Genomic DNA, 23,411 nt, shown 5'->3' with positions numbered 1-23,411 from the left:
TACGGTAGTCGACCGGCTCCGGGACGTCGACGGCCGCAGTTGAACAGCTCCTCCGGCAATAACCGAAAAATCCGTCCGGCGCTCAGCTCGACAACCGGTACCCCAGCCCGCGCACGGTCTCGATGCTTTTTTACGTCCGACCGGGGGGGTCCACCTTCTTGCCCAGGTAGCTGATGCAGAGCTCGACGATGGTCGAGTCACCCGCCGGTCCGCCCTCCCGGACGTCCTCCGGATCTGGCGTTTGGTCGTTCTGGAGCGTCGAACGAGCGTCATGACTCCCAAGACGACAGAACTCTGCTCGCCAATGGCTCGGTACTCGGCGGATCCGCGCCGGTCGCGCTCTCGGGATACGCCTCAGCGGGGTCCCGGTCCAAGGTCCGTCAGCAAGTCGTCCAACACCGCTTCCTCCTCGACCCGGACACCGCACTCGGCGAGGGCGACGGCCAGGGCAGGGTCCCAGGAAGTCGCGGCGGGCGGGCCCGTCAAGGCCGGCGCTTCGGCCACCGTGGTCACCGCTGCCCGGTAGTCGGCGGCCGTGTAGCGCCACGGTCGCCAGGCGACGTTTCGCGCCAGTGCTGCGGCGATGCGCACACCGCCCCAGTCGAAATCGCCGTGGTAGAGAAAACGAGCTCCCCTCATGGACAGGTCGCGCAGCAGGGTGAGCGCCGCTGCCGACGGTTGCCCCTGCAGACACACCATGGGCGGGCACGCGGGGCCGAAGGTGTCAGCGGCAGCAGACAGCACTGCCGGGTTCTCGCAGACGTGAACGGTTCCCGTCGTCGCGACCGTGGCAACCGGTGCGCGCCGGGTGAGGGAGCGGAGCGTCAGCACCACCGGATCGCCCGCGTCGGCCATCCAGTCCAGAGGTGGAGAACCGCGCAGGTTGAGGGTGAGGACGGTCGATGACAGGTCGTCCTTGAGCAGACCCGCCGAGGCCCACGCCTCCCGCCGCCACTGCGCACCGGAGCCGTCGGGGAAGCCGGTGAGGCAACGGATGCCGGACAGGACCAGAGTGGCGAGCGGTGTCCCCTCGTCCAGGGCATGGGCGCCCGAGAGGGTCCGCGCCGCGAACGTCGCCCGCGATGCCGGGGGTGACGCGGGCAGCGCCCGCAACGCGCGCACGGCGTGCTCCACCAGGGGAGCCGCGGCCTCCGGTGTCCGGGCGAGACGACGTACGAGACCGTCACCGCGGATCCGCTCGGCCCAGTGGGCCAGCTCCCCGTCGAGGGTGCCGAGCGGGGCGTACGCCTCCTCCCAGGCCCGTTCCTCCCTGTTCCGTGTCTCGGCGTGGAGGATGACCGGGCCGGTGAGGGCGACGACGGCCGCCGCCAGTCCGTCGGGGCTGACACCGGAGCGACGCAGGATCTCGTCCACGGTGGCGAGGCGAATGCCGAGGGAGCCGCTGGATCGCGGCGCCCGTCCCAGCAGGCGGTCGGCGGCGCGCCGTTGGGATTCCTCGGGGTCGGCCAAGGTGACCGAGCCCGTGAGCGGCCGGCTGCGTGCCATGCGCTGCCGCACGCGGTCCACGAACCAGGCGAGGCCGGGATCGCCGAGCAGACGTCCGAGGCGCTCGGCGTCGACGCCGGTCCGGGTTTCGGCCGGTGGCTGCCCGGCCGGCACCGCGTCCGCGATGGCCTTTGGCGGCGACGTGCGTCCGGCCGTCGCGGCGCCTCCGTCGCGGTCGGCCGGGGTCACCGAATGGTTCACGCCCACAGGGCCCCCTGTCCGTCGGCGCTGTCGACGGCGTCGTTCCGGCCCGGCTCACCGAAGGGATCGAAGGAGTTCACCGGCCCGTCGGCCTCCTCGCCGAAGTCGCCGGCACCGGCAGCCGTCCGGGGCGCGTCCGGCCGGGTGTCGGGCTCCGTGCCGCGCCGCCGTTCGCTGCCGTCCCATTCCCACCGCGTCACCAGTACGGCGTCGATGTCGTCGACGCGGGAGAGCTGGGCGATGGCGATGCCCGGCACCTGGGGGTAGCAGGCCCATTCGCGTTCGCTGGTCATGACGACGTCGAGGTCGAAGGCGCGCAGCAGGCCCAGGCACTTGGCGCGCGAGTCGTCGTCGACGCCGGCGAACGCCTCGTCCAGGGTGACCAGGCGCGGGGCGTGCGCGCCTCCCGCGCTCGCGTAGTGCGAGGACGCGGCGGCGAACAGGGGCACGGACGCGGCCAGTACCCGCTCCCCGCCCGAGGCGGGTCCGGTGGCCGGCACCCACTTGCCGTGCTGGTGGCGTTCGACGCCGAACTCGTGCCAGGACCGGTAGTCGAGAGCGGCGGTGAGGTCCTCCAGCCAGCTGCCGGTGCTGTCGTCGGTCTGCCGGTGGGCGATCTGCTCCTGGAGGAACGCGCCGACCGCGGCCCGGTCCTCGGACGACCACGCGTCGGCGGACTGGCGCAGCCGTTCGCGGGCCTGGGCCAGTCCCTGCGGGGCACGGCGGGACGCCCTCCACAGCAGCCGCAGTCTCATTCCCGTGGAGGTCGGTCGCTCCTCCAGCTCCCTGTTCATGGCGGCCACCTGCCGTTCGGCCGCCCCGATCAGTTCCTGGAGCGTCCCGGCGACCTCGGTGATCAGATGGGTCTGGAGGATCTCGCGCTCGTGTGCGGACAGGATGCGGGTCAGCTCCGCGACCTCCACCGCCAGTGCCCCGGCGAGTTCGGGCACGGCCCGTTCCCGGCCCTGGTAGACGATGTCGACCCGCATGCCGTCCTCGCTCGGGCGGGCGGTGGCGGTGTGGCCGTGCCGCGACAGCGCGTCCTGGAGTCTGCCGAACTCCTCGCTCAGCCGCTTCTGCACGCGCTCCCAGGCCGCGTCGGTGTCGTCGGTCGAGGAGAGCCGGGACTCCACGGCCCGCGCGAGGGTGACGGCAGGGGTAGCCGACCAGGTCCCTCCGTCGTCGTCCGGTAGGGCGAGGTCGGGCAGCGCGACGGCGAGCAGTCCCGTCGCGGCGAACCTCTGGAGCGCGGCGACGGCTTCCTCCCGTGCGGCGGTCGCCTCGGTGACGTCCTCGGCGAGCCGCTCGATGCGTCCCTCGGCGCGGCCGGCCCGCCGCTCGGCGTCACCGTGCTCCGCCCGCACCCGCTCCTGTTCGTCCTCGCAGACCCGGGCCGCCTCGGATGTCTCCTCCAACTGCCGCTGGAGCTCGGCGACGGCCGCCCCGACGGTGGAGCGGAGCGTCGCCAGGAGTGCGTCCGCCGCGGCGGCGGTCCGGGCCGCCGCCGCGGCGCGCTCGGCGAGTTCGGACACGAGGACTTCGGCCCGGCGGGTCTCCTCACGCTCGCCGGTCACCGCGCGCTCGGCCTCCGTGCCCTCGCGCAGCGCGGGCCACAGGGCCGCCAGGAGGGCCGTGTGGTCGGCGAGCGCCTGGCGCACGGCGCCCAGCGCCGTGGGGTCGGTGGGGAGGTTCAGGGCGGTCGCCGTGTCGGTGAGTTCGGCCGCCGCGCGCTCGGCCCGCAACGCCGCCGGAGCGAGTTCCGCGGCCCGTTCGTCCCGCCGGGCGCGGGCGCGGCGGACCGTCTCGGCCGCGGCGGGGACGTGTGCGTGGGCACGCCTCAGGTCGTCGTCGCCCTCCAGTGCGTCGAGTTCCGCGTCCAGCACGGCGCGGCGCTCGTCGACCGTACGGGCCTCTTCGGTCAGCCGTTCCCGCTCCGCCGTCAAGTCGTCGATCTCGCAACGCAGTTCTCCGGACCGGACGCGACGCGCCTGTTCCCGTGCGCCTTCTCCCACGTACTGCGCGCTGTCCTTGGACCAGCTTCCGGTGAGCGCTCCGACGCGGAAGCGGCCGTCCGCACCGATCCAGGTGTCGTGACCGCCGGCCTCCGGGAAACTGCCCCCGGGCCCGTCGCCGCCCGCGGCCAGCCCGATCGACGCGAGCAGGCGCGCGACCGTCTCCTCCCCCACGGCGGCGGCCCTTGCGTCCTCGGGGTCGACCGCCGGGCACAGCACGCGGTCGAGGCCGCTCCCGCCGAGCAGCCCGACCGGGTCGAGCAGCACGTCGTGTCCGTCCGCCGCGACCGCGGAGCCGTCCGGCCGCACCCAGGCGTCGAGGAGCCCCGAGGCCTCCAGCGCGGCTTCCATTCCCGCGCGGTCGGCTTCGGTGACATGCGGGCGGAAGTCGACCAGCCGCCACAGCGGAGCGCCCGGGCCCCGGTCGCGTACACCGGGTGTGCGTGTGCGGGGCTCCGCCGGGCCGCGCTCGCCTCCCGCTTCGAGGGCCGCCAGTTCCTCCACTGCCCGTCGCTGCCGCTGCGTCACCGCCTCCTCGCGGTGAGCCAGCACGGCCGCGCGGTCGGCGAGGCGCGACGCGATGGCGCGATGGGCCTCGGTCGCTGCCGTACGGGCCGGCATCGGGCCGTCCAGAGTGCCGGCCCAGTCCTGTACGGCGTCCAGGATTCCCGGCAGCCCGGGCACCCGCAGCTCCACGCACCCGGAAAGCTGTTCCCGCACGGCCGTGACCAGCGCGCGCCCGGCCCGGGCGACGGCCTCCTCCGCCTCGGCCAGCCGCTCCTCGGCGTGCGCGGTCTCCTCGTCGGCCTCGTCGGCGCGCAGCCGAGCGGCCCGGTGCTGCTCCCCGGCCCGCTCGGCCTGCACGGCGAGTTCCGCCACGTGCTCGACGGCGCGCCGCCTGCTCGCCGTCGCCTCGTCGGCCTCCCGGCGCAGGACCGCGTCGGGGGCTCCCTCCGTCCTGGGGACGTCCAGCCGGGCGGCCGCGGCACTCTCGCTCGCGCAGCGTGACCAGTGGTGACGCACCGACGCGGCCCGCTGTACGCGTCGTGTCGGCACGTGTACGAGGTGCGCGGCACGACGGGGCCGCCGGGACGGCGTTGAGCCAGGGAGGTGGTAGCGATGACCGAGGGTACGGACGAGCAGGCTGAGACCGTGGTGGCGGAGGACCCGGGTCAGGCGACGGCGGACACCGGTTCGCCAAGGAGTGCGTGGCACCGCACAAGCACCCGCGGACCATCTTCTACCTGGACGCACTGGCCAAGCGCCCCAGCGGAAAGATCCTCGAGCGGGAGATCACCGTTCACCACTGACCTCGCCTCACTCGGTGTCCCGGCGAAGACCAACTCACTGCAGAAGAGCCGCACCCTCGGGAAGGCCACCCATCGCCCGGCTTCTCGCGGACGGCAGCGACATGGCCCTGGAGCCGGTGCCGGCAACCCTCTCCGGCGTTGTCGAGCCACTCCAGGAATTAAAGGTAAGTGGAACGACTTGCCATATGGGCGGTGCGCGAGCCCGACATTCCTCTACCCCTCACCCGTCGCCCGTCTTCCGGCCGTGTCCTTGCTGTCAGAGGACGGTCGAACCTCCGTCCAGGATAAGGTCCTGGCCCACAGCGAAGGCGGAGGCGTCGGAGGCCAGGTATACGACCGCTTCCGCGACCTCCTCGGGCAGACCCATGCGGCCCAGCGGGATGCCGGCGCTGATCCCCTCCAGGACCGCCGCCTGCTCCGCGGGGTCCTCGATCCCGAGCTTGGAGTAGAGCGGGGTGTCCACCGGGCCGGGGCTGACCGCGTTGAACCGGATACCGTGCGACTTGAGAAGGTCCGCGTTCCACGACCGCATCAGGGAGGAGACAGCCGCCTTCGTCGCGGCGTAGGCGTTCGCCTGCCCGTAGCCGCCGTGCACGCTGGCGGACGCGTTGAGGATGACCGAGGACGGGTTGGCCAGCACCGGCACCAGTGCCTGCGTCAGGAAGAAGACACTCTTGACGTTGATGTCGAAGAGCCGGTCGTAGCTGTCCTCGGTGTGGTCCTCGAACGAGCGCCAGTCCGAGACGCCGGCGTTCAGGAACGCCACGTCCAGCTTCCCGAAGTGCTCACCCACCTGCTTGGCCAGGCCGCGCTGCGTGTCGAGATCGCGTGCGTCGGCCTGTATCACGGGCACCTTGTCCCCGAGGATCTGCCGGGCCTTGTCGATGCTGGCCGGGGTGACGCCGGGGAGTACGCCGCACCGCCCCCGCCCGGTGATCCCCGGTTCGGTCTGGACCACATCGGCCGCGACTACGCCTGCCTGGTCGCCCGGCCCGGCACGGCGGCGCTGTGCCGGCTCATCATCACCGAACTTCCCCAGATGCCGGAACTCGCCGACATCGTCGGCACCGGCTTCGCCATCGACCGCGGACCCTTCTTCGACCGGCTCCGCGACTACCTGGACGCCGAAGCACACGCCGGCACACTCGACTTCCGTTCGGCCGACGGACAGCCACAGTCGGCATCCGTAGTGGCCGAGCAGTTCCTCGGCATGATCTGCAGCCAGTTGCTGTGGCCTCAACTCGTACGGACCGACTTCGTCCCGCCCAGCCCCACTGATCCCGCGATCGTGGACGAAGCCGTGGCCCTCATGCTCAAGCGCTACAGCACCGGATCCTGAACCCCGGACCACCACCTCACGCCGCCAGAACCCCGATACGTCCCCCTGCCGGGACAAGTGCAGGCGCCCTCCCGGTACCGCCGACGTACACCCCGTCATCGCGCCCGGTGGCGTGAGCCCACCGGCAAGTGATCAACGCAATCTCCAGCACGTGCGAACCCGGGGCCGATGCCGGCCCTGCCGCGACGGTGCTGTCCTTCTGACCGATGGAGGTTTCCCATGTCCCGATCCCAGCGCGACGCCCTGGATGCCATGCTCCGTTCCGCCCCCCGGAGCGAGACGCCTCCCACAGTGGCGGAACAACGCAGCGGATTCAGCGGAGCTCTCACCCGGCCCGCTGAAGCGGGCGTGGCCACCCGCAGGACCGTTCTGGGTGGGCGGCCGGCCCTGGAACTGGAGCCGGCGGAAGTCTCGGGCCGGGGCCGCCTGCTCTACCTCCACGGTGGCGGCTACATGGTCGGCTCGCCGGACACCCACGAAGGGCTGGTCGGCTTCGACGAGCAGGTCCAAGCCATGGCCCGCGTCCTTGTGCGGGGCGATGCCGGACGGGCTGTGACGGTGCCGGCCTTCTGCGGCGTCGACCACCGCGGCCCGGGATGGCGCGGGGTGGCCATGACCTTCGGGCTCGTGGTCCTCGCCCGTCACTTCATTGCCCCGACGCGCGCAGGACGGGCTCACCGCTGCCCGCCCCACGGGCAGCACGAGAGCAAGCCGGGCTGGGCGGAGGGCCGTGAGGCCGACATGAAGTTTTACACCGGTCCAAGGCGGCGATCCAGGACGGCGCGTACGGCACCTTCTCATCCCGCCCTGCCCCTCGGAGCCTCGTCGGCGTCGTCCCGTGCCCGTGAGGGCGAGCGCTCCGGCGCCTGCGCGCTCTGTGCCGTGGCGAGCGGGCCCAGATGCTGTGCGGCGCTGTCCAGCAGTCCGAGGTCGGCCTTGGTGTGCGCGATGGCGGCGTCGATCAGGACGGCGACCAGCGGCTCGTCGGCGTGGGCGCGGCGCTGCCGCCCCAGGCCCGCAAGCTCGGACAGGTATGTCTGCCGCTGCGACTCGATCAGTGTGGCCAGGGCCTGCGGGCCCAGCGCGACGGCGCCGAGGAGCTTCAGGAACAGCTCGTCGCGGAAGCCGCCGACGCGCACCCAGGCGGTGGTCGCCCACGAGCGCAGCTCGGCCTCGCCCGCCTCGGTGAGCGTGTAGAGGTTCTTGTCGGGCCGGTCGGTCTGCGTGACCTGCGAGCGTGAGACAAAGCCGTCACGGACCAGCCGTTCGAGGATCTGGTAGAGGTGACCGATGTTCAGGCCGCCCCACTGCGGGCCGACGGCCTCCTCGAACCGGGCCTTGAGTTCGTATCCGTGATTCGGTCGCCGGGTCAGCAGCGCGAGCACGGCGTGGTGGAGCGGCATACACGTCCCTTCTACATTGTGACAACATACCCCTGAATTGTCGCAATGCAGGGGCGGCGATGTACGTGCGCGATGTACGAGGGCGAGGCTGCATCAATGGCTGTGAGCGTGACGTTGCGCGGGGTGAGCCGCCGGTATCCCGGCCTGACCGCTCTGGACGAGATCGACCTGGAGGTCGCGGCCGGGGAGGTGGTGATGCTGACCGGGCCGTCCGGCGCGGGCAAATCCACCGTCCTGCATGTGACGGGCGGCATGGACCAGCCCGACGAGGGGCACGTCGAGATCGACGGCACACAACTGATACCTCGGGATCTGGACCGTCACCGGCGGCGTGTCGGTTTCGTCTTCCAGCGCTTCCACCTGCTGCCCGCGCTGACCGCGCTGGACAATGTGCTCGCCCCCGTCCTGCCGCGCAGAGTGGACTTCGACCGGCGTGCGCGCGGCATGGAGCTGCTCGAAGCCGTCGGCCTGGACCAGCGGGCCGATGCCCTGCCCTCGCAGTTGTCGGGCGGCCAACAGCAACGCGTCGCCGTCGCACGGGCGTTGATCAACCGGCCGGGACTGTTACTGGCCGACGAGCCCACGGGCAACCTGGACAGCGTCATCGGGCGGGAGATCATCGACCTGCTGATGTCGCTGCGCGAGCGCTACGGGATGACGATGCTGATCGCCACGCACGACGCTGAGGTCGCCGCGGGCGGCGACCGGGTGGTGCGGTTGCAGGACGGCAGGATCACCTCGGACCAGCGGATCACACCGTCCGGCGACGTGCTGCACCGGCTGGGGGGCCTGCGCCCGTGATGGCGATGATTCTCGATCAGCTACGGCGGCGGCGCGGGCGCGCGCTGGCCCTGGCCGCCGGAATCCTGGTGGCGGCGACCAGTTTCACCCTGCTGACCGCGACGGTGAGCACGAGCCAGGCGACCACCGTGGGCACGGTACGGAAGAACGCACGCTCCGCGTACGACGTCCTGGTACGCCCGCCCGACTCGCAGACGGACGTGGAGCGGCGCAGCGGTCTGGTCGCGCCGAACTTCCTGTCCGGCACGTTCGGCGGCATCACCATCGACCAGTACCGGCGCATCCGCGGCATGGCCGGGGTCGACGTGGCCGCGCCGGTCGCCAACATCGGCTATCTCATGGTGGCGAGCACCGTCACGGTGGACGTGTCCCGCTTCCTGGACGGGAAGGCGTCCCGGCAGATCCTTCGCATCCGCCCTACGCTCACCTCCGGACTGGGCAGCTACCGCACCTCGGACGAGTACGTCTACCTCACCCGCTCCCCCCTGACGTCGGCATCGGAGTCGGACGGTCTCTTCGAGTCCGACACCCTGGAGACGGGTGCGGCCGACAAGAGCACCCAGCGGTACCGGATCAAGGGGAAGTACGACGTCTGCTTCTACTTCAACCGGGACAAGTCCGAGCAGACCGAGTTCAACCTGGATCTGCCGTTGAAGCCGAACATCATCGCCGAGGACCTCAGGGACAGGTCGCCGTTCGACCCGGACCTGAGTTCGCGGATGAACTGCCAGTCCGGCCAGGACAAGGCCACCATCGACGTTCCGGTCAGTTACCCCGTGCTGCTGTCCGCCGTCGACCCGGTGGCCGAGGACCGGCTGGTGGGCCTGGGCGACACCATCGCCTCGGGCCGGATGCTCACCGAGCAGGACAAGCCGTGGAGGGTGTCGGGCGCCAAGAGCGTCCACGGACAGCACGACTCCTACATCCCGGCGCTGCTCAGCGACACCCCGCTGACCACCGGCACGCTCGACGCCACGGTCGAGCGGCTCGACGTCGGCGACCCGGCCGAGCTGCCCTCGAAACTGGGCAACCCGACAGCCGCCGGCTTCGTCCGAAACCTGCACGGCACAACGGTGGGCAGAACCCGGGTCGACCTGAGCAAGGGCTACCGGAAGGCACTGACCGAGGACTCGTTCGACACCGGCAGCTACTGGACGGTCGGCCCGGTCACCTACCGCCGGACCTCCGACGGCGACCTCGCCGCGCAGCCGCAGCCGCCGCAGAAGCCCAGCCTGTGGATCACCAACTCGAACCAGCAGCCGTTCCCGGGCGTCCCCGAGGAGAACCACCGGGGCACCCAGTACCGGAAGGTGACCAGCCACGCCGCCACGAGCTGCATCGGACTGGGAACCTGCGACGGCGTGGACTCCGGACGCCTGCCCAATCCCTTCGTCCACCTGGTCGGCCGCTATGACACCGGCAGACTGCCCGGCTTCTCACCCCTGTCCGACACCCCGCTGGAGACTTACCAGACGCCGCAGGTAACCGGTGCGGACAGCGCGACCCGAGCGAAGCTCCACGGCAAGCCGCTGCAGCCCGACCGCAACCTGGGCGGCTACGTCAGCCCGCCGCCCACCATGCTGACGACGATGGACTCCATCACCGCGCTCACCAAGAGCCGTCGGGTCCCGAGCCTCCAGGACAAGGCGCCGGTCAGCGCCATCAGGATCCGGGTGGCCGGAGTGACCGGCGTCGACACCGCCTCCCGGGCGCGGGTGAACGCGGTGGCCGGGAAGATCCGGGCCACCTACCCCCGGCTCCAGGTCGACGTCACCGTCGGCAGCTCGCCTGCACCGCAGACGGTGGCACTGGGCGACTCGGCACAGGTGACGGAGCGTTGGGTCGCCAAGGGCGTGGCACTGCGCATTCTCCGGGCGGTGGACACCAAGAGCGCGGTGCTCTTCGTGCTGGTCCTCGTCGTGTGCGCGCTCTTCCTCGGCCAGGCCGCGCTGGCCTCGGTGCGCTCACGTCGCACCGAGATCGGCACGCTGCGCTGCCTCGGCTGGAGCGGTGGCGAAGTGCTCCGCCTGGTCCTCGCCGAACTGGCGCTGATCGGCCTCGCCGCCGGAGCCGTGGGCACGGTGCTCGCGTACGTGCTGGGCCGGGTGCTGGGCCAGCCCGAAGCCGGCGCCAAGTCACTCCTCGTGCTCCCGGTGGCGCTCCTCCTGGCCACGGCGGCGGGCCTGATCCCCGCCTGGCTCGCCACCCGGCTGGGACCGATGGAAGCCGTCCGGCCCCCGGTGACGGCGGCCCGCCGCGCGCACCCGGTGCGTTCGGTGGCCGGACTTGCCGTGCTCAACCTGCTGCGGGTGCGGGGCCGCACGCTGCTGGGTGCGGCCGGGCTGGCGCTGGGAGTGGCCGCCTTCACGGTGCTGCTCGCCCTGACGCTGGCCTTCCGGGGCGAGGTGGCCGGGTCGCTGCTCGGCAGTGCCGTGGTGGCGCAGGCGCGCGAGGCCGACTACCTCAGCGTCGCCCTCTCCCTGCTGCTGGGCGCCGCCGGCGCCATCGACGTCCTGGTCATCTCGCAGCGCGAACGCGCCGCCGATCTCGCGGTGCTGCGGTCGACCGGCTGGACCAACCGCGAGCTGGCGAAGCTGACCCTCTACGAGGGAATCGGACTGGCTCTGCTGGGCGGCCTGTCCGGTGCGGTGGCCGGTCTGGCCGGGGTGCTGACCCTCGGCCGGGGCGTGCTGCACGGTCACCTGTTCCCGGTCGCCGGCGCCGCGCTGCTGGCCACGCTCGCGGCGACCGCCCTGGTGGTGGCGGCTCTGACGGTGCCGATCCGGGGGCTGTCCCGGATCGCCCCCGCCCACCTGCTCGCCGCCGACTGAGCCGAGCCGCCGCCACCGCCGGCGGCTTCGCACAGCGGAAGACCCCAGCCGTGTTCACGGGCCGGGGTCTTTTGCTGTCGACGGACGTCCGCGGTCGTGCCCTCCCCTGTCAGCGACAGCCCTCAGTATCGGCTCACGTCGCCGGACGGACACTCATCGGTGGATCCGTTGCCGAGGGGGGCCGCCGGCCAACAGACGCCCACGCGCACGGCCTTCGGACCGGGGTGAACGAGCCGCCCGCGGGCTCGGACCTGTCGCCCGCTACGTGCCGGGCACGGCCGGGAGCCCCTGGCCCTGACGTAGGCGCCGCACCGCGGGCACGAAGATCCGGTCGTCGGCGAACTGGTCCTGGACTGGAACACGCTCACCGCCAACACCGATCCCCACCAGCACCTGACCGTCTGGACCGCCGCCCCGGGCTCCCCCACCCACGAGCGGCTGCGCATCCTGGCTTCCGTGCCGCGCACACGCCTCCCTCCGGCGCCTTGGCGTGGAGACGATCGGATCAGGACGCACACATAACATGACGCCTCATCAGATCGAGCGTCACATGAGCGTCACGGCTGCTCTGCGCGAACCCGGCGAAGCTCGGGGGCACCCCGTGCCGGCATCCGGTCCCCGAGCTGCCGGGGAGTCGGCGGATGCTCCGGCACCGGCCCGGCACCGGCACCCGCTCGGGCCCGGCAACCTCGTCGGGAGGCTCGTCAGGCGGCCGGCAGATCATGCAAATCCCCGCCGGTCTGCTGCAGTTCGCCACCAAGCACGCCGAGGCATGGGCTGATGAAGAGAACGACGAGGAGGGGCCGTCAAGGCTCCGGCCCCTCCTCCCCTCGCTCAGTTCACTCCTGCCCGGACGTGACGACCGGAACATCCTCGGGGCTCAGCAGCTCCGTCAGATGGCGCGCTGACACGTCCCAGGACCACGACTCCTCGACCCACCTGCGGCCCGCGGCACCCATCTCGGCGGCCCGGTCGGAGTCGGTCAGTATGCCAGTCAGCGCACCGGCGACGGCCTCGGGGCCGGTGCCGTCCACGACGATGCCGGTCGCGCCGTCGACCACGGTGTCCGGGGCGCCGCCCGAGTCCCCGACGACCACGGTCAGTCCGCTCGCCGCCGCCTCCAGGAACACGATCCCGAGGCCCTCCGCCTCGAGTCCGGCTTTCCGGGTGCGGCAGGGCATGGCGAAGACATCCGCTGCCGCGTAGTACGGGGGCGTCTCAGCGTGGACCACGCCGCCCGCGAATCGGACCGCGTCCGGGGCGTGTCGCCGAACCAGCTTGTGCAACCGGGCCTCGGCAGGCCCCCGGCCGACCAACAGCAGTACCGCGTCGGGCACCTCGCGCCGGATCAGCGGCATGGCTCGTATCAGCATGTCCTGGCCCTTGCGCGGCACGAGGCGCGCGACGCACAGGATGACACGCTTGCCGTGCAGACCGAGCCTTGTGCGCAGTTCGTCACGGGCGGCGGGGTCGGGCCGGTACACCTGCGCGTCCACTGCGGGCACCAGCCGGGTCATCCGCGCCAGTGGGCCCAGGGCCGGTTCGATCCGGGCACGCGTGTACTGGCCGAGGTAGGTGACGACGTCGACGCCCTCACCGATCCGCCGCATCATCCGACGCGCACCCGGGATCCGGGCCCACCAGATCTCGTGGCCGTGGGTGGTCGCCACGATGCGTCGTATGCCGGCCTTGCGCAGGGTCGGTGCCATCAGTCCGAGCGGTGCCGCGGCCCCGAACCAGACCCGATCGCAGCCATGGGCCCTGGCTATGTCGACTGCCCGCCTGGTGGCGCGCCCGGTCGGCAGCAGCATGCGGCTGGTGTCCCGGATCACGGGGAACGGCAGGGCCGCGTCGTACGCGGCGTCACCCGGCTCGCGCGACGTGTAGACGACGACGTCGTCGTTCGGCATTCGGGTGGCCAGGGCATGCACGAAGGTCTCGATCCCTCCTTGGCGAGGAGGGAAGTCGTTGGTGATGACGAGGGTGGAACCCATTGATGTCGGATCCTTCAGCCGGAGGTGACGGCGCGAGCCGTGAACAGGTAGTTGCGACAGTCGTCGGTGACCTCCATCACTCGGGCCCAGCTGCCGTACCGCCAGCGGTGCATGGCGTAGCCGAGGCCGTCCAGCCGGGCAATCAGCTTGGTCGATGTCATGTCGTACTTCGCGAGGTGGCGGTCCTCGATCTCCAATAGCAGGGCGGGCCGGTGGTTCAGCAGCGTGCGCCGGGCTCCGCTGAGCACGGCCGCCTCGGCACCTTCGACGTCGGCCTTGATGAAGTCGACCCGGTCCAGGCCCATGTGGTGGCACAAGCCGTCCACCGTCCGCACCGGAGTGGGCACCGGACGGGAGGTGGCGAACTCGGCGTTGGGGCCGGGCCCCGAGGCGCCCTCGGTGAGGTAGGCGCGTCCGTGGACGGGCAGCAGACGGCGCCGGGGCAGGCTCATCGTCCCGTCGTGCGGGGAGTCGCCCAGGGCCATGCGGTGCACGGTGACGTTCCGGCAGCCGAGAGCGGCAGCCGTCGTCCTCAGCCAGCGCGCGGGGCCGGGCAGCGGTTCGACGCTGTGCACCTGCCCTGACGGACCGGCCAGCGCGGACAGGCGCCAAGTATAGAGACCGTACTCGGCACCTATGTCGAGGCAGACGGCACCCGGCCGCACCAGACGTCGCAGGCCCGCGACTTCGCCCTCCACGAAGGACCAGCGCGAGGACGCATAGCGAAGTGCCAGTGCGACCGAGGTCACACGTGCTCCCGCATACGGACGGCCTGGCCTGAAAGTAAACGAGGAACTCCCGCTACGCGTCAACGCGCCACTCTGCATATGCGTTTCGGCCAATCTGGCGTACGGAACTGGGAATTGCCGGATACAAGGCGCGGTAAAACTTTCATAGGTACATCCTTTGGTCGGGGTCCCCGTCCACCTACCGGCGGACATCAGTCCCTGAGGCCAGCCCTGAGATCCAGGGCGACCGTGCGGTACCCGTACACCGATCGGCCTGCGCAAGCGGAAGGCCTCGGATCAGGTTCGCCTCGTCGATGACCGGCACAGTGTCACGTCCGCTGGGACCGACAGGAACGGGGTGTCCGGCAACGCCGGCCTCGGCGGCTCCCGACCCCCGCTGTCCCACCGGTCCGTCAGGGGCGCGTCTACGCACCCATGCCGACCTCATGATGCGGCGTCTGGGCGTCCCGGCTCATGGCGCGGACGTTCGCATCCAGTTCCTGCGCGAACTCGCTCCAGGTCTCCGCGTACTGGCGCGCCAGGTCGACCACGAGGTCGCGGCAGTGCGTCGGCACGACGGCGGCCAGCTTGGCCCACCTCTGGTCGCCGAGCGCGTTCTGCTGGAGCAGACGCAGCAGGCGGCGCCCGTCCTCCTTGTGCCGCAGAGAGGGGTCTCTGAGCAGTTTGTCGAGCAGTTCGACCGGGTCCGGCTGCACCATGTGCACCTTGCGGACGGCCCGCTGGGCGGGAACACGCCCGGGGACGACCGACGGGCCCCCTTCGACGCCCGGCGCGGCGACGGCTTGACGGCGTTCGGCGACCGGGAGTTCGCCGGCCATCAGCCGCTTGCGCACGTCGCTCACCGTGGCGGGCGAGATACCGGCGCGCCGCGCGACCTCGCGCAGCGAGGCCTCCGGGTTCTCGGCAATGAGCTCGGCGGCTCTTCTGCGGCCTTCGGCGCTGTTCAGCGGCCGCATCTTGCCGTCCCGCCCGATCCTGGCCATCGGCTGGTCCTGCGAAGAGGCCGAGTTGCGCCGGATGGCGGCCACCGACTTCGTGCCGAGGCCCGAGGCCTTGGCGATGGCCCGGTCGGACATCTGCGGGTGAGCCTCGAGGATCCGCGCGGCCGCGGCCCTCCGGTCCTCCTGGGAGAGCGGAAGACCGTGCGTCACATTCGCCTCGACGGCCCGCAGGAACCCCTCCTCGGGGGTGCCGTCGAAGAACTCCGCCTCGATGGTCTCCTGCCCCGTGAGGCAGGCGGCCAGCAGGCGGTGCATCCCGTCGATCACCCGCATGGTGCGACGGTCCACGAGGATAGGGGGAAGGCGCTCGTCGAGCTCCGCGAGCCGGGCGATGTGCTCCGTGTCCTGCCCGTCCAGACGGGGCGAATCCCCCGGAACCAGCGAGGCGATCGGAACCGATACGACACCTCTCCCATGAATAGCCAAATTGCTGGTAAAGTGAGCCAAAGTGCCTATATCACTGTCGGTGCGACTCATTCTCTTCCCCCATTGGATGGACGGGTCAAACCGCCAGACATTGAACACGTCTGGCCGGGGCCGAAAGGACCGCCCTCCGCAGGACAGCCACGCCGGATGCCATCTCGCTCCGGGAGTGGCCCTCCCGCAGGGCGGGCAGCACTAGACGACAGTTGTCGATGGGCTCGACAGCAATCCGGGTAAGCCGACGCTCTCCTGGTCTCGGAAGCGGAACTTCCAACCCCACACTCATAATCACTCTTCAGTCACAGCAGTGTCGAGGCACCGTGTAGATCCGGCCAGTTGACGTCCGACTGGCTAACGCGCTTTCTACGGCGGGGTGTTCAGCTGCGGCGCCGCATCGGTTGAACACCGCGCCGGCGCCGTCCGGAAACCGGTGCCCCGCATGCCGATGCCGCCGACCACCACGGGGGTGTCGGCGGCATCGGCATGCCGGCTAGTTCTGCGCCGCCATGGCCTCGATCAGGCTCTTGGGCCGCATGTCGGTCCACGACTTCTCGATGTAGTCGAGGCACTCCTGACGCCCCGCCTTGCCGAAAACCGTGTTCCAGCCTTCGGGCACATCGACGAAAACGGGCCACAGCGAGTGCTGACCCTCGTCGTTGACCAGGACCAGGTACTCGGCATCGGGATCGTCGAACGGATTCGTCACCACGCCGTCCTTTCTGGGATACATGAGGTGGATCGCATCGATGGCGCGATTTCGCCCGCGTGGTTCACCGGGACTCGCCCCACCGTCGGTGGCCGTCCGGCGCGGTGCCGGGCCCCGAGCGAGCCCACTATGTCCCCAAGCCGCGCCGACGCGTCAACCAGCGCCACCGGCCCTTGTGGCCAGCGTGTTCAACTGCCACTGCGCCCCGGTTGAACGGCCGTACGGACGACGAACCCGACCGGGTCGGGGCGACCTTGATCGGCGCGTCCGTCCGGTGCCATCGTGGAATGCCGCCTCGCCGCGGACGGGGCCGGGCCCCGTCCGCACCGGCACTCCGGCCCCTCAGTGCCAGGGTCGTCACCTCTCCTCCGGCGCGGACAGTCGGCACCGATCCCCTTGCCCGTTCGAATTCAGGAGGCTGCCATGTCCGTACCCGTCGCCGGCGAGAGAGCACCGGCATGCCTTTCGTGAGCACCAATGAAATCCGGCTCTCCTACCAGCGGTCCGGCCAGGGGGAACCGGTACTCCTCATCATGGGCTCGGGCGCCGCCGGCCGGGTCTGGACCATGCACCAGACCCCGGCCCTGAACAAGGCGGGCTACGAGACGATCGTCTTCGACAACCGCGGCATCGCCCCCTCCGACGCACCGCCCGGTGACTACTCGCTCGCCGAGATGACCGCCGACACCCTGGGCCTGATAGAGGCGCTGGACATCGGGCCGTGCCGCATCGTCGGAACCTCGATGGGCGCCGTGATCGCTCAGGAGATCGCGCTCGCCCGGCCGGACCTGGTGCACTGCGCCGTCCTGATGGCCACCCGAGCCCGCCCGGACGCCACCCGCCGGATGCTGCAGGCCGCGGAGCGCTCGCTGACTGAAAGCGGCATCACCCTGCCACCCAAGTACGAGGCGGTACGCACGGTTCTGGAGATGCTCTCCCCCGCGACGCTCAACGACGACGCCGTCGCCGCCGGCTGGCTGGAAGTCTTCGAACTGACGGCCGGTCAGAACGCCCCCGGACAGCAGAGCGTCGACGCCGGTGACCGCCGCGAGGCCCTGCGCCAGGTCGCCGTACCGTGCCGGGCGATCGCCTTCGCCGATGACCTCATCTGCCCGCCCCACCTGGTCGCCGAAGTCGCGGACGCCATTCCGGAGTGCGACTACGTGGAGATTCCCCGGTGCGGCCATCTCGGGAACCTGGAGAACCCCGACGCGGTCAACACCGCGGTCATCGAGTTCCTTGAAAAGCACTGACGGCCCCTGACGAACACGGAGCTGATGCCAGCATGGCAAGGAGCAAGGACTCGCGGGCCGCGGCAGGGGAGAAAGAGCCGACGGACGGGCGGATAAGAAAGGGGACGGTCCGGCGGATCGTCCCGTACGCCATGGCGTACCGGTGGAGCGTGGCACTGTTGCTGGCCAGTACGGTCGTCGACGCGGTGGCCACCGCCGCCGGCCCGCTGGCGCTGAAGATGATCATCGACGACGGCATCATGCCCGGCCGCACAGACCTCGTGGTGGGGCTGTGCCTGGCAGTCGCCGGCCTGGCGCTGGTCGAGGCCGGCTCGGTCTTCCTGGTGGCGTGGTTCTCCGCGCGGATCGGCGAGGGCGTCGTCTACGACCTGCGTAACAAAGTGTTCTCGCACGTCCAGGCGCAGTCGCTGTCCTTCTTCACCCGCACCCAGACCGGAGCGCTGGTCAGTCGGCTGAACACCGACGTGGTCGGGGCCCGGCAGGCGGTGACCAGCCTGCTGTCCGACTCGCTGTCCACCGTGCTGTCGCTGGGACTGGTGCTGGCCTCCATGTTCTACCTGTCCTGGCAGATCACCCTCGCGGCGCTGGTGACGGTCCCGTTCTTCATCCTGCCGGCACGATGGATCGCCGGGCGCCTGCAGCGACTCGCCCGGCGGCGAATGGAGTTGGACGCCGACCTGAGCGCGCTGATGAGCGAGCGGTTCAACGTCTCGGGCGCGGTGCTCGCCAAGCTGTACGGCCGCGCGCAGGACGAGTCGAGCCTGTTCGCCGGCAAGGCGGGCCGGGTGCGGGACCTCGCCGTCTCGGTGGTCCTGCACGGCCGGATCCTCGGCGTTCTCACCATCGTGCTCACCGGGCTGACCAGCGCCCTCGTCTACGGGCTGGGCGGCGTGCTCACCATCGACGGCTCACTGGAGCTCGGCACCCTGGTGGCCATGGTGGCCCTGCTGCTGCGGCTCTACGGCCCGATCAACCAACTGGGCAGCCTACAGGCGAGCGCCATGATGACCCTGGTCAGCTTCGACCGGGTCTTCGAGATTTTGGACCTCAAGCCCAACATCGACGAGGTGCCGAACGCCCGGGACCTCGCCGCGGTGCGCTCCGGCGGCGCTCCCCGGATCAGCTTCGAGAAGGTCTCGTTCCGCTACCCGAGCGCCGAGGAGAACTCGCTGGCCTCGCTCGGACACCCGGCGGCCCGGCACGCCGAGCCGGTCGAGGAGTCGTTGACCCTGCGGGAACTGAGCTTCGACGTCCCGGCCGGGAAGCTCACCGCCCTGGTCGGCCCGTCGGGCGCGGGGAAGACCACCATCACCCAGCTGGTGCCCCGGCTCTACGACCCCACCGAGGGCACCGTCCGGGTGGACGGCCACGACATCCGGGAGCTGACGCTGCAGTCGCTGCGGGACACGATCGGCGTGGTCACCCAGGACGCCCACCTCTTCCATGACACCCTGCGGGCCAACCTGGAGTACGCCCGGCCGGGGGCCGCCGAGCAGGAGCTGATCGAGGCCTTGAAAGCGGCGCTGATCTGGGACACCGTCGATGCCCTCCCGGAGGGTCTGGACACGGTCGTCGGTGATCGCGGGTACCGGCTCTCAGGCGGTGAGAAGCAGCGGATCGCGCTGGCCCGGCTGCTGCTCAAGGCACCGCCGGTGGTGATCCTGGACGAGGCCACCGCGCACCTCGACTCGGAGGCGGAGGCGGCGATCCAGCGGGCCCTCAAGACCGTGCTGGCCGAGCGCACTTCGCTGGTGATCGCCCACCGGCTCTCCACGATCCGCGAGGCGGATCAGATCCTGGTCGTGGCGGCAGGGCGCGTCACCGAACGCGGCACGCACGAGGAACTGCTGGCCGTCGGGGGCCTGTACGCCGACCTTTACCACACGCAGTTCGCGCAGCACGAGTCACTGGAGGTGACGGTGCCCGGCGCAGGCGCCCACTAGAAGAGACGACCCAGCGGCATGTCGAAGGCGCCGTCCCCCGGCCTACCACCGGCGGGCGGCGCCTTCGACATGCCCCGATACGACCACAGCGCCTCAGTTGGCCGATTCCGTGGAACCGGCCAACTGAGGCGCTGCGCTGGTTGAACAGGACAACGCTAGCGGCGGCCGACGGCGAAGTCGTGCACGACGACCGCGACCGCACCGACCGCGGGGTGACGCTGCAGGACCGCCTCGATCTCGCCGAGCTCCATCCGGACTCCCGCGAGCTTGACCTGGCGGTCGACCCGGCCGAGGTACTGCAGCGCCCCCTGCGGAAGGACCTTCACGGCGTCACCGGTGCGGTAGAGCCGCCCGGTGGGCGTGTCCCGGAACGGGTCGCGGAAGAACGCGGCCCGGGTCTTGTCGTGGTCACTGACGTACCCGCGCCCCACGCCGACCCCGCCGACGAACAACTCCCCGCTCTCGCCCGGCTCACAGGCCTGCCAGCCGTCCTCCTCGCCGCGCAGCACGTAGAGCTGGGTGTTGACCAGCGGCGTACCGATCGGCAGGCGCAGGAGACCGAGGTCGGCGGGGAGCACGGTGTGGTGAGTGACGTCGTCGGAGCACTCGGTCGGGCCGTAGGCGTTCACCAGTCCGGCCTGGGGCATCTCCTCAAGCCATCGGCGGGCCACCTCGGTGGGCAGCTCCTCGCCGGTGGCGAGCATCCAGCGCAGCCAGGCCAGCTGCCCGGCCTCAGGGGCGGCGGCCAGGTCGTCCAGCAGCAGGCGGACCATGGTGGGGACCAACTCCACGACGGTGACGCGGTGTTCGTCGACGAGGCGGGCGAAGGCCACCGAGTCGTGGGCGGTCGCGTCGGCGACCACGCTGACCTCGCCGCCGACCAGCAGCGGGCAGAGCATCTGCCAGATCGAGATGTCGAAGCCGAGCGGGGCCGTCTGCGCGACCACGTCGTCGCCAGTCAACCCGAGGTCGACGACCTTGGCGAAGAGATGGTTGAGCATGCCCTGGTGCTCCACCACGGCCCCCTTGGGCCGGCCCGTGGAGCCGGAGGTGAACAACACGTACCGGGGCTGGCCCTGGCTCTCCAGCCGGGCCGGGCCCTGCCAGAGCTCGTGGCCGGCGGCCTCGGCGGCGCGGACGACCGGGACATCGGCCTGCGCGGCGCCCTCGGCGAGCGAGGGTGAGACGGCGTCCGGGTCGGTGTTGAGGAGCAGGACGGCCCCGGCCGTGTCGAGGACGTCCGCGACCCGGCGGGCGGGCCAGTTGGCGTCGGCAGGCAGGTAGAGCGCACCGAGCAGCTCGGTGGCCAGGAAGGCGGCGACGACCGTGGTGCCGCGCGCACCGCCGACCGCGACGACCTTGCCCGGGCCGACCCCCGAACGCTCCATCAGGGCCGCCAGCCGACGTGCTTCCTGGGCAAGTTCGGCGTAGTCGAGGCGGCCGCGGGCGTCCCGGACGGCCGGCCGGCCCCGCTCCCGGGCGAAGCGCTCCACATGGGTGATCACGGCGTCCGCGAGGTCGACCGGGTGGTCGCGGGTGAGCGCCAGTTCCCGGGCACGCCGCAACTCCTCGGGCGCGATGGCCAGTTCCGGGAGTCCGGCAGGGCCGAGCAGGCATTCCTCGATCGTCACGAATCCGCTCCTTGTGATCGGCGGCAATTATCCGATATCAGCTGTCCAGGAAATATCCGGATCTTGCCGGGCCACTTCCCGTGAAGTACGGTAATCGATGCCGGGGGCGATCGGATACCGAATTCGCCCGCTCACCGGGTAAATGAGAGTTCGGGCTCAGCCCAGGGGATCTGAGCACCGAGATGGTCAACTCATCTTTTTCGACTCTTCTTTCTTCACTTCAGGCTTACGGTCGCACCTTGACCGCTTTCCCCCTATCCATTTCCGTCCTGCCGAGGTGTCCGGCGCCATGCCTATTATCAGCTCCCCGCACGAATTCAATGTCGAGGATCTCTACCTGGATCTGCGCCGGGTGAACGCAACGCCGTTGTACCTGAAGTGCGAAGGTTTCAACTTCGCCGGGTCCATCAAGCTGAAGGCCGCCATCGCCATGGTGGAAGCCGCGGAGCGGGACGGCCTCATCGGACCCGACTCGGTCCTGGTGGAGTCCTCCTCGGGAAACCTCGGCATCGCCCTGGCCATCATCGCGGCCGACCGGGGCTACCGCTTCGTCTGTGTGACCGACCCCCGATGCAATTCCACGACCCAGCGGCTGATGCGCTCCCTGGGCGCGGACGTCCGGGTGATCACCACACAGGATGCCAATCTGGGCTATCTGAACAGCCGCATCCAATACGTCCGCGACCTGTGCGCCAGCAGCGACCGCTATGTGTGGCTCAATCAGTACGCCAACCCCAACAACTGGCGGGCGCACTACGAGCACACGGCGCCGGCCATCGCGGCCGAATTCCCGGACCTGGAGGTGCTGTTCGTCGGCGCCGGCACCACCGGCACGCTGATGGGGTGCGCGCGCTACTTCAGGCAGCACCGCGCGGAGGTCACCGTCGTGGCAGTCGACGCCGTCGGCTCGGTCACCTTCGGCGGTGTCCCGGAGCGCCGGGTGGTCCCGGGCCTGGGCACCAGCACCCGCCCGGAACTGGTCGACGAGTCGTGCATCCACGACGTCGTGCACGTCTCCGAACCCGACACCATCCGCACCTGCCGCGAGATGGCGGCTCGGGGCTTCGTGCTCGGCGGGTCGACCGGGACCGTGGTGAGCGGCGCCGCTCGCTGGCTGGCCGAGAAGTACCCGGGCGAGGACCCGGTGGCCGTCGCGATCTCCCCCGACCTCGGCGAGCGCTATCTGAACTCCATCTACGACGACCTCTGGCTGCGCGAACACTTCGGCCAGGGCGACCTGTCAACCGATCCGCACTGGAGCCCGCACCCATGACCCATGCCCCCTCCTTCTCCGTCATCTCCGGCGCGCAGGTCGTCGATGTCCTGCGCGGCCGCGAGAAGCAGGTCACCGCGCTGGTCAAGAAGGCGTACCGCCTGCATGGCCAGGGCCGCACGGTGAACCCCGACTCGTACTTCCTGCGTTTCCCCGAGCGGCCGTCCTCCCGGATCATCGCGCTGCCCGCCTCGGTCGGCGGCGACGTGGACGTGCACGGCATCAAGTGGATCTCGTCGTTCCCGGAGAACGTCAGTGCCGGCATTCCGCGCGCCTCCGCCGTGGTCGTCCTCAACGACACCGCGACCGGCTATCCGCTGGCCTGCCTGGAGAGTTCGGTCATCAGTGCCTCGCGCACCGCCGCCTCGGCGGCCCTGGCGGCGGTCACGCTCACCGACCGGCGGGGTGTGGCACCGCGCCGGGTCGGCTTCATCGGCGTCGGGCTGATCGCCCGTTACCTGCACACCTACCTCGTGGCCGGCGGCCTCGCCTTCGACGAGGTCGGCGTCTTCGACCTGTCCCGGGACAACGCGGAGGGCTTCGAGGGATATCTGAGCCGCGCCGGGGCCGGGCCGGTCACGATCCACGACAGCGCCGAGTCACTCATCGCCGGGTCGGACCTCGTCGTGCTGGCCACGGTGGCGGGCGAGCCGCACATCCTCGACCCCGCGCTGTTCTCCCACAACCCGCTCGTCCTGCACGTCTCGCTGCGCGACCTCTCCCCCGAGATCATCCTGTCCTCGTACAACATCGTCGACGACATCGACCACTGCCTGAAGGCGAACACCTCTCCTCACCTGGCCGAACAGCGCGCCGGCAACCGCGACTTCGTCGACGGCACCCTCTACGACCTGCTGGAGGGCCGGACCACTCCCCCGGCGGACCGGCCGGTCGTGTTCTCGCCGTTCGGTCTGGGCGTGCTGGACCTGGCGGTGGCCAAGTTCGTCTACGACGAGGTCAGCGCGGCCGGGAGCCTGCTGACCGTCCCCGACTTCTTCCACGAGATGAAGCGCTACGGCTGAGACCGGTCACGGC

16 protein-coding genes and 1 pseudogene are annotated in these 23,411 nt (G+C 70.8%); 8 read left to right on the top strand and 9 right to left on the bottom strand.

Annotated elements, in window-relative coordinates:
• Positions 1-354: 354 nt before the first annotated feature.
• The 3 genes from C6376_RS28650 to C6376_RS28640 form a co-directional block, all read right to left on the bottom strand.
• Positions 355-1,707, bottom strand: coding sequence for a TIGR02679 family protein (locus tag C6376_RS28650; protein ID WP_319593778.1), 1,353 nt, complete (start codon positions 1,705-1,707; stop codon positions 355-357).
• Complete coding sequence (locus tag C6376_RS28645; RefSeq protein ID WP_254076101.1) at positions 1,704-4,775, bottom strand: TIGR02680 family protein; 3,072 nt, start codon at positions 4,773-4,775, stop codon at positions 1,704-1,706. The genes C6376_RS28650 and C6376_RS28645 overlap by 4 nt, the downstream gene beginning before the upstream one ends.
• Before the next feature lie 510 nt (positions 4,776-5,285).
• Positions 5,286-5,876 (bottom strand): SDR family oxidoreductase, encoded by a 591-nt coding sequence (locus C6376_RS28640; protein ID WP_254076100.1) that lies wholly within the window; start codon positions 5,874-5,876, stop codon positions 5,286-5,288.
• Between C6376_RS28640 and C6376_RS28635 the strand changes: the two genes are divergently transcribed.
• Complete coding sequence (locus tag C6376_RS28635; RefSeq protein WP_254076099.1) at positions 5,811-6,368, top strand: TetR/AcrR family transcriptional regulator C-terminal domain-containing protein; 558 nt, start codon at positions 5,811-5,813, stop codon at positions 6,366-6,368. The genes C6376_RS28640 and C6376_RS28635 overlap by 66 nt on opposite strands.
• A 797-nt stretch (positions 6,369-7,165) precedes the next feature.
• Here C6376_RS28635 and C6376_RS28625 read toward each other — a convergent pair.
• Positions 7,166-7,771: a helix-turn-helix transcriptional regulator gene (locus C6376_RS28625; protein WP_107446057.1), complete on the bottom strand. Its 606-nt coding sequence runs from the start codon at positions 7,769-7,771 to the stop codon at positions 7,166-7,168.
• 96 nt (positions 7,772-7,867) lie between these two features.
• Here C6376_RS28625 and C6376_RS28620 point away from each other — a divergent pair, with 96 nt between their 5' ends.
• The 3 genes and pseudogenes from C6376_RS28620 to C6376_RS28610 all read left to right on the top strand — a co-directional run.
• Positions 7,868-8,572: an ABC transporter ATP-binding protein gene (locus tag C6376_RS28620; protein WP_037672308.1), complete on the top strand. Its 705-nt coding sequence runs from the start codon at positions 7,868-7,870 to the stop codon at positions 8,570-8,572.
• Positions 8,573-8,577: 5 nt separating this feature from the next.
• Complete coding sequence (locus C6376_RS28615) at positions 8,578-11,403, top strand: FtsX-like permease family protein (protein ID WP_107449247.1); 2,826 nt, start codon at positions 8,578-8,580, stop codon at positions 11,401-11,403.
• A 327-nt stretch (positions 11,404-11,730) separates the two neighbouring features.
• Positions 11,731-11,925 (top strand): annotated as a pseudogene (locus C6376_RS28610) (hypothetical protein); the annotation flags it as partial.
• A gap of 317 nt (positions 11,926-12,242) precedes the next feature.
• Here C6376_RS28610 and C6376_RS28605 read toward each other — a convergent pair.
• The 4 genes from C6376_RS28605 to C6376_RS28590 all read right to left on the bottom strand — a co-directional run bounded on the left by C6376_RS28605 (position 12,243) and on the right by C6376_RS28590 (position 16,276).
• Complete coding sequence (locus C6376_RS28605; protein WP_107446056.1) at positions 12,243-13,397, bottom strand: glycosyltransferase family 4 protein; 1,155 nt, start codon at positions 13,395-13,397, stop codon at positions 12,243-12,245.
• Between the two features lie 14 nt (positions 13,398-13,411).
• Positions 13,412-14,146, bottom strand: coding sequence for an FkbM family methyltransferase (locus C6376_RS28600; protein WP_254076098.1), 735 nt, complete (start codon positions 14,144-14,146; stop codon positions 13,412-13,414).
• Between the two features lie 404 nt (positions 14,147-14,550).
• On the bottom strand, positions 14,551-15,435 hold the full coding sequence (locus tag C6376_RS28595; RefSeq protein ID WP_254076097.1) for a winged helix-turn-helix transcriptional regulator: 885 nt from the start codon (positions 15,433-15,435) through the stop codon (positions 14,551-14,553).
• A 625-nt stretch (positions 15,436-16,060) separates the two neighbouring features.
• Complete coding sequence (locus C6376_RS28590) at positions 16,061-16,276, bottom strand: MbtH family protein (RefSeq protein WP_107449246.1); 216 nt, start codon at positions 16,274-16,276, stop codon at positions 16,061-16,063.
• Between the two features lie 458 nt (positions 16,277-16,734).
• Between C6376_RS28590 and C6376_RS28585 the strand changes: the two genes are divergently transcribed.
• A complete protein-coding gene (locus C6376_RS28585; RefSeq protein ID WP_107446053.1) occupies positions 16,735-17,529 on the top strand; it encodes an alpha/beta fold hydrolase in 795 nt (264 codons plus the stop codon).
• Positions 17,530-17,561: 32 nt separating this feature from the next.
• Positions 17,562-19,472 carry an ABC transporter ATP-binding protein gene (locus C6376_RS28580; RefSeq protein WP_107446052.1) on the top strand — a complete coding sequence of 637 codons (1,911 nt, stop codon included), beginning with the start codon at positions 17,562-17,564 and terminating at the stop codon, positions 19,470-19,472.
• Positions 19,473-19,627: 155 nt separating this feature from the next.
• Here C6376_RS28580 and C6376_RS28575 read toward each other — a convergent pair whose 3' ends face one another.
• A complete protein-coding gene (locus C6376_RS28575) occupies positions 19,628-21,103 on the bottom strand; it encodes an amino acid adenylation domain-containing protein (protein ID WP_107446051.1) in 1,476 nt (491 codons plus the stop codon).
• A gap of 289 nt (positions 21,104-21,392) precedes the next feature.
• Between C6376_RS28575 and sbnA the strand changes: the two genes are divergently transcribed.
• Together sbnA and sbnB are read left to right on the top strand one after the other, a co-directional pair.
• Entirely contained in the window at positions 21,393-22,376 is a 984-nt protein-coding gene (gene sbnA / locus C6376_RS28570) for a 2,3-diaminopropionate biosynthesis protein SbnA (RefSeq protein WP_107446050.1), read from the top strand.
• Positions 22,373-23,398: a 2,3-diaminopropionate biosynthesis protein SbnB gene (gene sbnB, locus C6376_RS28565; RefSeq protein WP_107446049.1), complete on the top strand. Its 1,026-nt coding sequence runs from the start codon at positions 22,373-22,375 to the stop codon at positions 23,396-23,398. Before sbnA ends, sbnB begins: the two co-directional genes overlap by 4 nt.
• Positions 23,399-23,411 lie beyond the last annotated feature (13 nt).

It is taken from the genome of Streptomyces sp. P3 (assembly GCF_003032475.1).
Classification (GTDB): Bacteria; Actinomycetota; Actinomycetes; order Streptomycetales; family Streptomycetaceae; genus Streptomyces.
This window is presented reverse-complemented; position numbering and strand designations above follow the sequence as displayed.